Consider the following 15253-nt stretch of genomic DNA (forward strand, 5'->3'; position numbering starts at 1 on the left):
ATGCTCTACTTTGCCACAGTCGAGGATCGATCTAATCGCAAATATTGCCATCGTTGCGAACCTTTAAATAATCTTCAATCCAGTTGCAACCGCGATCGAGCAAATCGTCAAAATCAAGATTCCACAACACTACGGTGCCATCGGCGCGACTGCTGGCAAGGGTTCGACCATCCCCAGAAAAACTCACGCTCCACACGGAAGCTCGATCGTCTTCCAGGGTCGTGAGTAGGGGATTTTCCAGTTCTTCATCCAGTTGCCAGAGTTTGACAGCATCACTGGCACTGGCGAGGGTTGTCCCATCTCCAGAAAAACTCACCCAATTCACCGGGGCGATGTGACCGGCTAAGGTTGCCAATTCCGTGCCGTCGGGACGCCAGAGTTTGACGGTTTTATCGGAACTGGCACTGGCGATAATTTTGCCATCGGGACTGAGGGTTACCCACCGCACGGCACCTCCATGTCCTCGCAGGGTAGTCAACAGTTCTCCCGCCAGGTTCCAAATTCTGACAGTGCGATCGTCGTGTCCGGTGACCAAGAATTCACCATCCGGAGCAAATGCCACGCTGTTGATGACCATCTCCTCACCGGCCATGACGAAAGTTTGCCGCCGGGAACCATTTCGGTTCCAAAGTTTCAAGATTCTCCCTCCAGCGGTGGCAATCAGGCGATTATCGGCACTAAAACTCGCACTTTCAATCCCCGGACAACTCGGGGTCGCCTCCAGAAGACACCCATCCTCTCCCAAAGGGTTACCGCGACCGTGGTTGAGGGTGCCATCGAGGGTACCCCTGCTGCGCCACAGTTTTAGATTACCGTCCGCGCTGGCACTGGCAAGGATTTCCCCATCCGGACTCCATCCCACCCAGTTTACCGCCCCTTGGTGACCTTCGAGGGTTTGGAGGAGGTTTCCCCGGCGATCCCATAACTTAACGGTCTTATCGGCGTTGCCGGAGGCGACAATTTTGCCATCTTCGGAAAATGCAACAGCAAAAACCGCGATCGGGTTGCCATCATCAAGGGATGGATCTGCTGCGAGTCGATCGCTCTCTTCGAGCACCGGCATCTCTTCCCCCTCCCGATCCCACAACACGATGGTGTTATCGTCGCTGGCCGAGGCAATGGTCTGACCGTCGGCGGAAAAACTGACGCTGCGGACTTGTTTTTGGTGACCGCGTAGGGTCTGGAGTTCTTCCCCTTCGAGGGTTCGCAATCGAACGGTGTTATCTCGGCTGGCGATGGCGAGAATTTGCCCGTCGGGGGAGAAACTCACATCCCACACCCAAGCATCGTTTTTCAGCTTGCGGATGAAGGTGCCATCTCGCTGCCAGAGTTTTACGGTTTTATCCTGGCTGGCGGTGGCAATTCGGGTGCCGTCGGGGCTGAATTCGACGCTAGTCACGCCACAGGGCGTATTCGGACCGCAATCGTGACCGGGGAGGGTCGCCAGATTTCCCCCGTCGATGTCCCAGACTTTCACCGTTTCGTCCAAACTGGCGGAGGCGAGGGTTTGCCCGTCGGGGGAGAAGCTCACGTCCAGCACCCAGTCCCGATGACCTTCAAGGACGCGCACTAGGGTGCCATCGGTTTGCCAAAGTTTGACGGTATTATCCTCGGTGTGGGCGGTGGCAATGAGTTGACCGTTGGGAGAGAAGCGAACCCGGGTGGCGGTATAGGTGGAGGGGGTTGGGGTGGCGGTGAGAGTTGGCACGGCTTGGGGAACATCGCCCGTGGGGATGACTGTCGCGCGACCCGTTTCCTCGATCGGCCACAACCGGACCTCATCGCCGCTGACGGTGGCGACCGTTCGACTATCGGGACTGAAGGTAATGCTGTTGACTTCGTTGGGATGCTCGATCGTGCGTACCAAGCTGCCGTCCGGTCGCCAAATTTTCGCCGTGCGATCGGCACTAGCGGTGGCAATCCACTGACCGTCGCCGGAGAAACTGACTTCGAGAACGCTATTGGTATGTTTTTCTAAGCGGTTGCGTTCGGTAATGCCGTAGAGGGCGAGTTGCAGTTGGTTGAGGGTCTGACTTTTGAGATGCGGTGAGGCTTGAGAGCGGGGAAGTTGCTGAAATTGCTTGCCGGCCCGCACGCTAGCCACCAGGGCATCAAAACGTTCGTCAGAGAGGCGCAGGGATTTGGAGGCGGCATTGAGAGCAACGATTGAGGAGATCGCTGCATCTTTTTGCAACCGGGCCGCTCGCTGCCACAGGAGGCTGACAATGAGGGCACCCACCAGGGTCCCGGCGAGAATGGCTACCAGTGCCCCTTTGAGGCGTACGCCGGCTCGTTCTTTTTCTTGCTGGACTTGCGCGAGTTGAACCAGGAGTTTATTTTGTTCTCGCAGGGCGATCGTTTCGGCTTCGCGGGCGAGTTCTTCTCGCTGGCGGATAATGGGAACGAGGTAATCGTGAACGAGTTGGTAGCGGTGGTGGGGAACCTCCGGAAGAAAGAAGACCAAACCCGCTTTTTTGAGAATTTCCAGGACGAGGGGGAGTTGTTGGATGTCGATATTTAAATCGTTTAAGTCCCGTTCGAGTTCCGCCCGCGTTTGCAGGGGACGCATCCCGTTTTCATCGGTTAAGTGGTAGAGAACGAGGCGCGCGAGTTGTTCGTTTTGGGGACCGCAATCGTGAATGGCTTCTTCGATAAATCGTTCGATCAGATTGGGGAGGGTCCCCGATTGCAAGTATTTCTCTAGGGTATCGATTTTGTCGGTTTGCAGTTGAGCGCCGACAATTTGCAGTTCGATGGGGCGCACCCGATCGAGGTCTCCGGCGAGGTCTTCCACGAGGCGATCGACCAGCTGGGGTTCGAGGTGAAAATGGGAGATTTCCGTTAAACTTTCGATGACGTTATGGGCATCTTCCTTGGAGAGGTTACCCAAAAAGTAGCGAGATTTGCGACTGAGGATATCGCCATCGATGGCGGGTATTGTTAAAGTTCGATCGATTTCTAAAAGATGGTGCAGGTAATCTTCCCGAATGGAGATAATGACTTTAACGTAGGGAATATTGAGGATTTCATCTAAAAATTCGTAAAATTCCCGCTTGCGATCGAAGTTGGGATTGGAAAAGAAGAATTCTTCAAATTGCTCGAAAATAATGACGGTGAGCACATTGCGCTCGATGTTGCGCTGGAGTTGTTCGATGATGTGGCCAGGCAAACAATCGCCGCCGGGAATGAAGCATCCGGCCAACAGCGGATCGTCCGATTGGGAGGGTTCGATCCCCATGGCGCGCGTCAAGGCTTTGCCCAATTGAACGGGCCAATCCCCATACACCCGCACCACCACCGGAATCGCATCCCGTACGTCAATGGAGCGCCCCGCCAGGGCGGGAATCAATCCCGCGTGAACGATCGAGCTTTTGCCCACCCCCGAGGGACCGTAGAGGATGGTGAGTTTGCGATCGGGACGACCGACCCGCTCTAGGAGGCGTTTGACATCCTGCCCGCGACCGGAGGCGCGAATTTCTGGGGCGATGGTATCGGGAAGATTTCGATCGCGTGCTGGGGCGATCGCTTCTCGATGGGGTTCCAACCGGGCCGCCCCAATGAAAGCTCGCAAGCCGAAGGCTACTTCTACCGCTCGACGCTTTAACTTAATCTCAAAGGCTTCTAAATAGCAGCCCCGCTCGAAATATAACTGGCACAACAATTCTAAAATGCGCAGGCTGCGATGGGGATCGCACTGGATGCTCGATGCTAGAGCTTGAGGTAGCTCTTGTACCGCCCGAGCCAGGTTTTCCCGTGCTGGGTGAGGTCGGTCTAGGGCAAACTGAGCTTTGACTAAAAACAAGCGATAGAGGAGTTCGAGCAGGGAATGGTAGGGAAGGCTGGGGGTGGGACATTCTTGGAGGGTTTGCACGGCCGCCGAGGCAGAACGCTCCGCGCGCAGCCAACGTCCGTCTCCGAGGGCACATTCGGCAAGCAATCCGTAATCGGCAGCCAGTTGAATCGTGCTACCGTAGCGTCGGTGCAGGGGAACGGATTTCTGGAGGATCGCTTTGAGTCCTGCCCAATCTTCGAGGTATCGCAGGGCTTCGGCGAGGTAGCTAATGAATCGCGCCACCAAGTCTTCTCGCTCGGTGGTTTCGAAGATTTCGATGCAGTTTTGCAGGCTATCTCGGGCTTGCTGCCAATGTTGGGGACTGTCGGACGATCGCAAGTCAGCGGTGCGGAAGTGACACAAACCCAAGTGCAGCCACAGTATCCCCTGGTGCAGGTCGGCCGTGGAGTCTCCAGCAGCCTGCGATGACGTCTGCTGCCAAACACTCAGGCTGCGATCGTAGCATTCGATCGCCGTGTCGAGTTCGTCCCGTTCGTAGGCATTGCGCCCGAGAACGAAGTCCACATCGGCCATCAACTCGGGGGTTAGAGAAATGTTTCGATCGCGCACATCTTGCAAGCAGGCATGAAATTCGCGGCGGTCGGCTTCTTTCATCAACGCCCGACCCATCAACCATCGATGGGAATCGACCCCTAAAATTTTCTCGAAGACCCGCGCGGTGTGTTTTTCGAGCAGGGCAATGGGTTCGGAAGCAGAGATCGCAAATTCGACGATCGTCGCCCAACTTTCAAAGTCGGGGGCCAAGCGAATCAGCTTTTGTAAAATTTCGTCGTCGATCCAGAGAATAATCGGGAAGGGAAAGTGCTTGCGAAATTCTTCCCGGACTTGGTTGGCCGCACTCAGGAGTCGATCGATTTGGCGAACTTCCTCGAACCCCCAAACGCTTAAAGCTTCAGTACCGGCATTGACCTGCGATCGAATCGAATGGAACAGGGTTTGGGTGGTACTCGATAACTGCAACTGAGAAACCGACACCCGAGAAATTTTCTCGAGTTGCGCCATCGCTCGCGCCCTCAACTGAGCGTAGTTGCATCGAGCTAAAATCAGCTTGAATTGCCCCTGAGAATATTCCAACCCAAAGGCTAATTCTTCGATGGCGCCTTCATTTTTCGCCGCCACATCTTCTCCCGGATCTGGCTCCCTCATGATTTAAAACCCTGTGCTTCGGCTAAAATCGGATTGATATCGAACCAAGACCCATTCTCGTCTCGGTATTCAAATACAAACATACTGCGGATAAGGCTCGGTAGCGATCTCACCTGGCGCACGCGCTTCTCGCGAGCCACTTGCCGCAACAACTCCCATTCGGGTTCCTCCAGGGATAGAGCCAACTGAGCGCAGCGTTCTCGAATCGTCGCTTCTAACACCCCTCTCGACAGGGGTAGGTGTCGTTCTTTTTCGATGCAACGATGTAACAGTCTCAGAAGATTGCGGGCGTGGCCTCCACTAATGTAGCATAGGCGATCGAGGGTTCCGGCAGCATCGAAAACTTCTCCTAATCCGTCGAGGCGTTTCTGGGGGGTTCGCTCGGGAAAAGCTCTAGCAAGCACCATCTGCCGCATTTGCGCCATTCCCGCTTCAAACATCTGCTCCCGTCGATCTTTGACGGGAATCATGGGTAAGACTTTGGGATCGACGCCAAATCTGAGGGTCAATCGTCCGAAGTCGCTCGAAAACATTAAACTAATAGGAATCGTGTAGACGATGTGACATTGTAGCTTGCGCAGTTGCTCGCCGCGATCGACGAAGAGGTATTCCGGTTGCGATCGACCCCAAGGCTTATAGCGGTTTTCGACGCGATCGAGATTGTCGACAATCGTCACCAGTCCGTGGCGACCTCGGGCTTTGAGGGCGGCAATTGCCGGTGCGATGAGTTCTTCTTCGATCGCTTCGAGGAGAAATCCCACCCGAGGTTCGAGATACTGCCGCAATTTAGACCGAACTTCGGGACTGTTTTTGGCATGGGTGGTGAGTTGACGCAATCCATGGGTGAGGGAGAAATGACCTTCTTTTTCCAGGGCCCCTTCGTGAAAGGTCGATTGCACCGTCGGGGAGACTCGAAATTCGTGTTTGAGCACTCTCCACGCCCCCCGCAGCAAATTTTGCAGCTTGCGAATCGGGGTAGTTAACCCGAGAAATTCGATACTGCAGGCGATTTGATGGGCGATCGCCAGTAAAATATCCCCAATGTCTACATCCCCCATATCTAAGTCTTGAGAGGATTCAAAGTAGACCACGTGAAATCCTTCTTGCTCTAAGAGGAATTTGAGACGCAATAATTCCGTGGATTTGCCGCATCCAATATGACCGGTAAACAGCTGGCAGGTGGGTTCGTCGGGAGAGAATAATGTAATGTTCGCCAGCAGTTCTTCGACGATATTGCTACCGCGCACTCCCGAAAAATCGATATAGTATTTTTGCGCCTCGTGGCTGGCGGTGTTGAGGGTTTTACTGGGGTTGCAATTGCGGTAAAATTTCGGTAGATTTAGCGCCATGACGAACTCGCCTTGTCAGGACCGTTTGAGTTGTGGGGGTCGATGGAAAATCCCTCAGACTCATCAAATCGATATCTCCAGCAATCCAAAATCAAATCGATTCTTCAACTGTCGATCTCGATAAGTCTTCCCTTCCCCCTTTTTTTAGAGATGTTGAATGGCGAGCGAAATCGAGAACTTTTTAGGTTATATCGCTTTTGAAGGTCAGCTCGATCGATTTTCTCTCGCTCGAACGCTAAAATTTCCTTCGGCATTCCCAGCTAAAGTTACTTTTCTAAAGTAACTTTGAACGATCCCATCATTTGCATTCGCGATTTTCGATCTCCCGTATCGTTCTAATTCTTTTATTCGGGTTCTCCCCAGGCTCGATCCGGAACGATCGAAACTTCAATCGACGTCAGATCGCCTCAGTTTGGGTTCAGTGATAGAGCCAAATACTAACTCTGGTTGATGTTCGGACTGATTGGAAATGTGAGAGCGAGCCGATAAGACTGGGGTGAATCTCCTCGCTCGCAAGCAAGGTACTCTATTCCCCATTCCCCATTCCCTTTTTGCGAATTCCGCGCCTCCAAATTCTGAACTCCGAACTCCGAATTCCGAATTCCGAATTCCGATCGACACTCGGTATGGAACCGAACTCGATCGAACTTAACAATCTACGCCCAACCAGATGCACTCTTGGGATTGTTTCCCCCGAGATTCAGGGGTTTCATATCCCGGAGGTAAAACGCGATCGAAGATCGACCTAACCCCCGAGATCCCATCGGAAACCTCCGGGACTCTCTCGGGCGCACTCATTTCGGCTCTAACGGGACTGCCCAAAGATAGCAGAGATAGAGCACAAACGATCGCACCCGCCATGGGTGAAATGGAAGCATGGGATGACATCGAATTTGAGTGAATCGATCGAGCGGTTCTCATATCATTATCTATCTTTGAGATTGTCGTACTCCTTTATTCGGGGGAGCATCTCTCAATTCTGGATAAATTACCTCCAGGTTCGACTCGGATGTGACAGAAAATCAAGTGGAGAATTTGGAATTCGCAATTCGGAGACACGGGGGAAACCTGTGAGGTCTTTGCCTCCCCTGCCTCCCCGCTCTCCAATTCCCTATCCTCAAGTATCACTTCTCCGGTTTAGCCGATTTCAAGGCTTCGGCTTTAGCGGCTTCGGCTTTTGCCGCTTCCGTCTTGACGCGATCGATTTTCAAGACCAGTACTCCCAAAGGCGGCAAGCACAAATCCAAGGAGTAGGGACGGTTGTGGAACGACCATTCATCAGTCCACTTGCCCCCCAAATTACCCATGTTACTACCGCCGTAATCCCGGGCATCGCTGTTAAACAGTTCGGTGTAGAAACCCGCCTCCGGAACCCCGACGCGGTAGTGGCTGTGGGGTTGGGGGGTAAAGTTGCACACCGCGATGACGAACTCATCGGATTCTTTCTGGCGACGGATGAAGGAAACAACGCTGTGACGGTTGTCGTTGCAGTCGATCCATTCAAACCCCGGTTCGTCGAAATCTTGGGTATGCAGGGCCGGTTCGGTGCGGTAGAGTTCGTTGAGGCGGCAAACCAAGTTTTGCAGCTTCTGGTGGGGTTCGTATTGCAGCAGGTTCCACTCCAAATCGCCCCAGACGTTCCACTCACCCCACTGACCGAATTCCATACTCATAAACAGGGTTTTCTTGCCAGGGTGGGTGAACATATAGCAGTACAAACACCGCAAGTTGGCAAATTTCTGCCACTCATCACCGGGCACTTTTCCTAGCATATTGCTCTTGCCGTGCACCACTTCATCGTGAGAGAGGGCGAGCATATAGTTTTCGCTGTGGTGGTACCACATACTGAAGGTGATATTGTTCTGGTGGAACTGGCGGAACCAGGGGTCCATGCTGAAATAGTCGAGCATATCGTGCATCCAGCCCATATTCCACTTCAGGTTGAAGCCGAGACCCCCCACGTAAGTCGGCCAAGAAACCATCGGCCAGGAGGTGGATTCTTCCGCAATGGAGAGGATTCCGGGGAAGTAGCTGAAAATTGTATGGTTGACCTGGCGCAGGAAGTCGGCTGCTTCGATATTTTCCCGACCGCCGTACTGGTTGGTGACCCACTCCCCTTCTTCGCGGCAGTAGTCGAGGTAGAGCATGGAAGCCACCGCATCCACCCGAATACCATCGATGTGGTACTTATCGAACCAGAAGAGGGCGTTGGCAACCAGGAAGTTGCGAACTTCGTTGCGTCCGTAGTTAAAAACAAGGGTGCCCCATTCTTTGTGCTCTCCTTTACGAGGGTCGGCGTGTTCGTAGAGGTGGGTGCCGTCGAAGAAGGCCAAACCGTGACCGTCTTTGGGGAAGTGACCGGGAACCCAGTCGACAATCACCCCAATGCCTTCTTGGTGGCAGCGATCGATAAAGTACATCAAATCCTCGGGCTTGCCGTAGCGGGAGGTGGCGGCATAGTACCCGGTGACTTGATATCCCCAAGAACCGTCAAAGGGGTGTTCGGCGACCGGTAGCAGTTCGATATGGGTAAAGCCGAGTTTTTTCACGTAGGGAATCAGCTTGTCGGCAAACTCCCGATAGGTAAGAAATCGCGCCCCCGGTTTGAGGTCAGCGACGGGAACCGGAGGTAGGGTTTGGCCGGTGTTGGATTTGGGGGTGTCCTCCCATCCTGCGTGCAGCCAAGATCCTAAATGCACTTCGTAAATGGAAATGGGAGCAGCCATCGGATCGCGATCGCGACGCTGTTCCATCCAATTGCCATCGTTCCAAGTGTAGCTATCGAGATCGGTGACAATGCTGGCAGTTTTGGGTCGTACTTCTTGCTCGAAGCCGTAGGGATCTGATTTTTCGTAGATATCGCCGTCGTAGTTTTTAATTTCGTATTTGTAGCTATCACCAACCCCCAGTTCCGGAACGAAGAGTTCCCATACACCATTGCCCCGTTTTCCCATTTGATGTTGGCGACCGTCCCAGTGATTGAAATCTCCCAGAACGGAGATATTACGAGCGTTGGGGGCCCAAACGGCAAAATAAACCCCTTCCACCCCATCGACGGTCATTAGGTGAGCACCGAGCTTTTCGTAAATGCGATGGTGGTTGCCTTCGCAGAAGAGGTGGATGTCAAAATCCGTGAGTTTGGAGGATCGAAAGGCGTACGGATCGTAGGTAGTGCGAGTGCTATCGCCTTTTGTGTACTTCAGCTGGTAGTTGGCCGGTAGCGCGTCGGTATCGCCAGCATCGAGAACGCATTCAAAAAAATTGGGGTGGCCAACCGATTGCATCGCTTGTTCGGTTCGGGCTTCTGGCAGTACAACCCATGCGGCTTCTGTATCGGGCAGATAGGCTCGCACGACCCAGACCTTTTTGCCATCCAGCTCGATCTCGTGGGGGCCGAGCACTTCAAAGGGATCGTGGTGTTGGTTATAAACAATGCGGTCGATCTGCTCGGGGGCAATGGTATTGGACATGAAGCTACCTATGGATAGGGTCAGTAATATTTAATAAAGATTTATTAACTGTAATAAACAGTAACAAATCGAAGGCAAAGTCTCAAACGATCGCACCTTGACGATCGAAGAGGGTTTTTAGACGAGGAAATCTCGATGCCGAATCGATTTGACCCTCTCGATCTCCAAAAAAACTGCGACCCGATCTAGTTTAAAAGAAGGGGAGGATCGTGCGGAAAAATTTTAGCACTCGCAACAAAAAAACATTATGCTCGAATGCCGGATTAATTTGTGGAGGATAGGGAGAAGTTTGCAGTTCGGCTTGCAACTGGGCGTATTCTGCTGCGGTTAAAGGCGTTCCATCCACGGGAGATCGCGCTTCGAGAATAATTTCCGCGCGCAACACTTCTTCAGGGATATCCTCTGGAGGCGGTAAAGCAACGACCGGTTTGCTCGCCGCTACGGTACTTATTAAGGTACTCATTAATAAGACGATCGACCTGCTCGTGACACCGCGAAAAGCGATCGAGACATCTGTATCCGCAAGCCTAGATAGCAGGGAAGGAAGCATGGGCGATCTCCGGGAAAGACGCTCGCTGACGTGACGCGCGCTCGACGGACTTTCGATCGAGGGCTTATTAGTATAGCACTACAGGGATTCTGACATCGGTAGGCTCGTGCCGCTACGGGTCATAAAAAATGTGCGCGGTTGAAAATGACAAATACCGACGATACATCACGTTCGCGGGTTTGAGGACCGGTCATTGATTTTTACCGCGCGGCACTCGGTACTAGAAGAGTGGGAGCGCAAGGACGTGAAAGACACGCGACTCACCGACGAACGAGCTTTCACCAAACACAGCGTTAGAGAAAGAACGGTGTGACGATCGACACGATTAAAGGGTGTGAGGAGTGGAGAATGTGAGGAGCAGTATGAGTGTGATGGGCGATCGTCACTCAGAATTTATCCTCGATCGTGGTGATTTTGCCCTGGAAATCGAGGATTAGCGATCTGATTCGAACTTACTGAACTTCGGCTTCCGCTTCAGGAGCTTCTTCAGTGGCTTCGTCTTTGGTTTCGTCAGTTACCGCTTCAGTGGCTTCGTCTTTGGTTTCGTCAGTTACCGCTTCAGTGGCTTCGTCTTTGGTGGCATCGGTGGCCCCTTCAGTGGTTTCGTTCACTTCTGCCGGAGCGGCATCGGTTCCCGGTGTGACTTCTTCGGTTTTCGAGCAAGCACCAAGGGTAACGGCTAAGCTGAGCAACAAGGCTGCACTGGCAAATTTGAGATTCACGATGTGTTTCCTCTTTTAACGGGTTATTTAAGCAAATGTACTTATTTAGATAAGATACTGCATTTAACCGAATATTTACGAAAAAGCCCGAGAAAAGACCGTAAAATCGTCTAAAAGCCTTGTTATACAAAGGTTTTTACGTTTATACACCGTATCGGGGGGTGTGGGGTGTAGAGCATTGGTGAAAGGTTAAGGAAATTACTCGTTTGTCAAGCTCCATATTTAGTGTTGCTACTCTAAATGTTATCTAGAGCTAGACGCTCTCGGATGATAGACCAACACTTGGGATTCACACCTAAAACCCAAAACCATTCCCGATTCCCCATTCCCCTTGACAAGTGACATACAAGCTTAACCGCCTCACCAATGGGTGTAGAGTGACCGGGTGTAGGGAGTTGGTGAAAGGTTAAGGAAATCGCTCGGTTGTCAAGTCCCATATTTAGTGTTGCCACTTGACTGACTCTTCAGTTCTAGACTATAGCAGTAAGCATTCAGCTATCAGCATTCAGCCCTCAGTCAAAACCTTGCTATTTATAGCTTGTAAATTTTTTAGATGTCCTAACACATTTGCGTAGCGCTATATTTCTGATGACCGAGCAATGTTGCGATTCCATACCCAAAACCTCAAACCGTTCCCCGTTCCCCTTGACAGGTGGCCAACAAGCTTAACCTTTCACCAATGACCAATACGTCACAGCTTACGGGGCGACACGGGAACCTGAAAGCTCCCGCGTTTTAAGCAGGGGAGTGTCAATCAAGTTTAGTCTTCAGAGATGGATACGACTTGAGCCAAAGCGTCATCAGGCAGAACGTAAGAACTCGCCATCAAATCCTTATCCCAATCGATGACTTCGGGGAAGAGAATTCCCGGTAAGACCCGCACGGAAAAGATTTCTTGGACGGCATCTTCAAATTTCAGAAAGGCGATCGTTTCTCCGGTATCAATATTCACCACCCACACACCACAAATGCGATCGTTTGCATTGTCCGTAATCGGCAGACCGCTAAAGGTTGCCGTTTCTCGAACTTGAGATAAACCGATAAAAGCAACATTGGCATAAAATTCTAGACCGCGCGTAAAACCAGGAAGTTGAGCAATCGTGGTGACGTTTCCAGTCTCTAAATCTATTGTTGCTAAGCTGCCCTTCCCCGATTCGAGTACCCAAAGTCGATCGCGATACCAACGAGGAGAATGGGGCATTGATAAGTCGCGAGCGATAATTTCGTTGGTTTCGATATCCATTAAAATACCGCCGCTGGCCTTATTTTCTCGCCAACCGTTAGGAGTATCGGTTTCGCCTAATGCCGTGACGTATTTAGGGCGATTATCCCGCAATCCCAGACCGTTTAAATGACAGCGATCGCGCAAATCGTATTCCGTGATAAATTGCGGTTTCCAACGAGGAACGAAACTGTGGTTTTTGTCTAAGGTACACAAACAAGAAAAGCGCGTATTCACAAACCAGAGTTCGTCTTCTACGTAAGCCATTTCGTGAATGTCGATATCTCCCGTAATTCTGACATTTCTAGGTAAGTAGCAAGCATCGTGTTTTCCGGGGGAATCGAGTTTAGTTGCAACGGCAGGAACATTGCGTAATTCCCAAACTTGATATGCCGTTCCAATCGCCATTTTTTCTCGATCTACGGCCAATCCCATGGCTCGATCGAACACTTTGAAGTGGGTATTTATCGCGTTTTCCTCAGCACGCAAAATAATCAGTTTTCCCGCTTGGTAGGTAGAGACAACTAGGGTAATTCCTAACTGTCTGAGGATGTCGGGAAAGTTGCTCGTATGAACGCTGCGCATGGGTTCGAGCGCTGAAAAGTTAGAACAGGTATTGGTCATTTTGTCAAATAAATTTTCAGAATAAAGCAATTAGTATCACGAATGGCAACAAAAAACCATATCTATACTTGAGTGATATTTGGTTTGAAGCGATACGATTTCATCTAAATTTTTTAATCGAAATTTAAAACCTAATTTCAAGGATATCAACAAAGTCTAATTTAAAGATTGCGTAAAGTTGCGTATTTTTCGCGAAATTTATCTATAGATTAATAGCCCAGTTTTTTCTCGATCGGGGATTTCTACCAGTTGGGAAAAGCCTCTTCGTCAAAATTTTCACTTCCCAGTTTTATGCCACTTATTACAGTTACAAGTCTCGAAGACACGATCGCCAATGATGGTGCAGTGACACTCAGAGAAGCGATTATAGCAGCCAATAATAATACATCCGTTGATGGTTCCGTTGCCGGCTCGGGAGCTGATGAGATTCAGTTCGATCCGACGGTGTTTGCCGGAGTGCAGACGATTACCCTAGAACTCGGGGAACTCGAAGTTACCGAAGAGCTGACTCTCACTGGACTCGGAGCGAGTAATCTCACGATCGATGCCAACCAGATGTCTCGCGTCATTAACGTGACGGGGGATGTTCCGCTGACGGTAGGGGAACTGACGCTGACCGGGGGAATGTCCGCAAACCAAGGCGGCGGGATTTTTAGCGGTGGAGATGTCACCCTCACTAACTCTAGCGTCTCGGGGAATGCGTCAGAGAGGGGAGGCGGTGGGATTTTTAGCTTTGGAAATGTCACTCTCACCAACTCTACCGTCTCGGGGAATTCCACTGCCGGCGGCAGCGGCGAGGGCGACGGCAGTGGTGGCGGGATTTTCAGCGGTGGAAATGTCACCCTCACCGATTCTACCGTCTCGGACAATTCCGGTTTCGACTACGGTGGCGGCATTGACGTTATCGGAAACGTTACCCTCACCAACTCTACCGTCTCGGGTAACGAGTTGCTGGGCGGGGAAGGTGGTGGAATTTTCAGCAATGGAAATGTCGCCCTCATCAACTCCACTATCTCGGGTAATGCCGCTACCATCGATGGGGGAGGCATTTACAGCGTGAACGGTGGAACGATCGACAACTCCACCATCACCAACAACACTGCGAATTCCAATGATTTCGGTCTGGGGGATGGCGGCGGGATTTTCAATCGCGGCGGCACCTTCACCATTCGTAACAGCATCATTGCCGGGAATATCGCTCTGGGCCGCGAAGCTGCCGATCTCTCCGGAGACGGCATCAACGGCGACAACAACAATATCCTGGGAACGGCAGTGGGGAACGGCAACGGCACGATCGGCACCGGTTCGGATATCGTCCTCGATACCAGCGGACTCGCCATTGCCGATATCCTCAATACCACCCTCGCCAATAACGGCGGTTCCACCTTCACCCATGCCCTCGTTGAAGGTTCTGCAGCGATCGATGCATCCGGTGCCGGCGCGACTGCAAACGACCAACGAGGTACTGCCGCTGTGGGATCGCGCGATATCGGCGCTTTTGAATTCGTGCCACCTCCAGGACCCGAACCCGGTGTCAGCCTTGTCTTCGACCAACTCGAAATTACCCTCCCGGACTTCCCCGAAACGGGCAATTTCGGTAACGACAGCGACGATCTGCTCTTGGGAGATGGAAATGCCAATGCATTCTCCGGATTGGGGGGGAACGATATCCTCGTCGGATTTGGATCGGCAGATCGCCTCGATGGTAACGGTGGAAAAGACGTCATTCTCGGTAACGCCGGAAACGACACCATTGCAGGCGGTGCGGGAGATGACTTCATCTTAGCTGGGAAAAATAACGACTTAGCAACCGGTGGAGAGGGAATTGATGTGATGGTCGGGGGACTCGGCAGTGATACTTTCGATGGTAATGCCGGAAATGACGTTGTGTTTGGCAATCGCGGGGCAGATGTCCTCGATGGCGACGATGGCGACGACGTACTATTTGGCGGTCGAGGTCAAGACATTGTTCTCGGCGGTGCGGGAAATGACGTTCTTAGCGGCAACCTCGGAAACGATCTCCTGATTGGTGGTGCGGGAGGCGATCGCTTTGACTTCCGTGCAGGGGATGGTGTCGATGTGGTAGCTGACTTCACCGATGGGGTGGATATCATTGGTTTGCTCAATGGATTGACCTTTGCTGATGTAACGATCGCTCAAGTCGGTAACGATACCCAAATTGCGGCCGCGGGATTAGTGGTGACATTACAGAACGTGAATGTTGGAGCGATCGATTCTGCGGATTTTGCCGTGTTGTAGGTTCGCTCTCCAATTCAAGAACTCGAATTTTCAAGGGTCTGGTGGCATTTGTATTGTG

Annotated in this window: 7 protein-coding genes; 1 reads left to right on the plus strand and 6 read right to left on the minus strand. The window is 51.9% G+C overall.

Annotated elements, in window-relative coordinates; genetic code table 11:
- Nucleotides 1-31: 31 nt before the first annotated feature.
- The 6 genes from AC2215_RS09685 to AC2215_RS09710 all read right to left on the minus strand — a co-directional run bounded on the left by AC2215_RS09685 (nucleotide 32) and on the right by AC2215_RS09710 (nucleotide 12936).
- Nucleotides 32-4999 (minus strand): nSTAND1 domain-containing NTPase, encoded by a 4968-nt coding sequence (locus tag AC2215_RS09685; protein WP_486809779.1) that lies wholly within the window; start codon nucleotides 4997-4999, stop codon nucleotides 32-34.
- The gene (locus AC2215_RS09690) at nucleotides 4996-6348 is read right to left on the minus strand and encodes an ATP-binding protein (protein ID WP_486809780.1); all 1353 of its coding nucleotides are present in this window, start codon (nucleotides 6346-6348) and stop codon (nucleotides 4996-4998) included. The genes AC2215_RS09685 and AC2215_RS09690 overlap by 4 nt, the downstream gene beginning before the upstream one ends.
- Before the next feature lie 1124 nt (nucleotides 6349-7472).
- Complete coding sequence (gene glgB / locus AC2215_RS09695; protein WP_486809781.1) at nucleotides 7473-9818, minus strand: 1,4-alpha-glucan branching enzyme; 2346 nt, start codon at nucleotides 9816-9818, stop codon at nucleotides 7473-7475.
- A 190-nt stretch (nucleotides 9819-10008) separates the two neighbouring features.
- Nucleotides 10009-10368 carry a hypothetical protein gene (locus tag AC2215_RS09700; RefSeq protein WP_486809782.1) on the minus strand — a complete coding sequence of 120 codons (360 nt, stop codon included), beginning with the start codon at nucleotides 10366-10368 and terminating at the stop codon, nucleotides 10009-10011.
- A 452-nt stretch (nucleotides 10369-10820) separates the two neighbouring features.
- Complete coding sequence (locus AC2215_RS09705; protein WP_486809783.1) at nucleotides 10821-11090, minus strand: hypothetical protein; 270 nt, start codon at nucleotides 11088-11090, stop codon at nucleotides 10821-10823.
- Nucleotides 11091-11850: 760 nt separating this feature from the next.
- Complete coding sequence (locus AC2215_RS09710) at nucleotides 11851-12936, minus strand: TIGR03032 family protein (RefSeq protein WP_486809784.1); 1086 nt, start codon at nucleotides 12934-12936, stop codon at nucleotides 11851-11853.
- Nucleotides 12937-13227: 291 nt separating this feature from the next.
- On the opposite strand from AC2215_RS09710, the gene AC2215_RS09715 reads away from it, so the two are divergent.
- The gene (locus AC2215_RS09715; protein WP_486809785.1) at nucleotides 13228-15195 is read left to right on the plus strand and encodes a choice-of-anchor Q domain-containing protein; all 1968 of its coding nucleotides are present in this window, start codon (nucleotides 13228-13230) and stop codon (nucleotides 15193-15195) included.
- The last annotated feature ends 58 nt before the right edge of the window (nucleotides 15196-15253 follow it).

The sequence above is a fragment of the Zarconia sp. genome, assembly GCF_057467645.1.

Coding starts and splice junctions, on each gene's coding strand:
- AC2215_RS09690 (WP_486809780.1), bottom strand. CDS start 6,348: ATGGCGCTAAATCTACCGAAATTTTACCGCAATTGCAACCCCAGTAAA.
- AC2215_RS09685 (WP_486809779.1), bottom strand. CDS start 4,999: ATGAGGGAGCCAGATCCGGGAGAAGATGTGGCGGCGAAAAATGAAGGC.
- AC2215_RS09710 (WP_486809784.1), bottom strand. CDS start 12,936: ATGACCAATACCTGTTCTAACTTTTCAGCGCTCGAACCCATGCGCAGC.
- AC2215_RS09700 (WP_486809782.1), bottom strand. CDS start 10,368: ATGCTTCCTTCCCTGCTATCTAGGCTTGCGGATACAGATGTCTCGATC.
- AC2215_RS09715 (WP_486809785.1), top strand. CDS start 13,228: ATGCCACTTATTACAGTTACAAGTCTCGAAGACACGATCGCCAATGAT.
- glgB (WP_486809781.1), bottom strand. CDS start 9,818: ATGTCCAATACCATTGCCCCCGAGCAGATCGACCGCATTGTTTATAAC.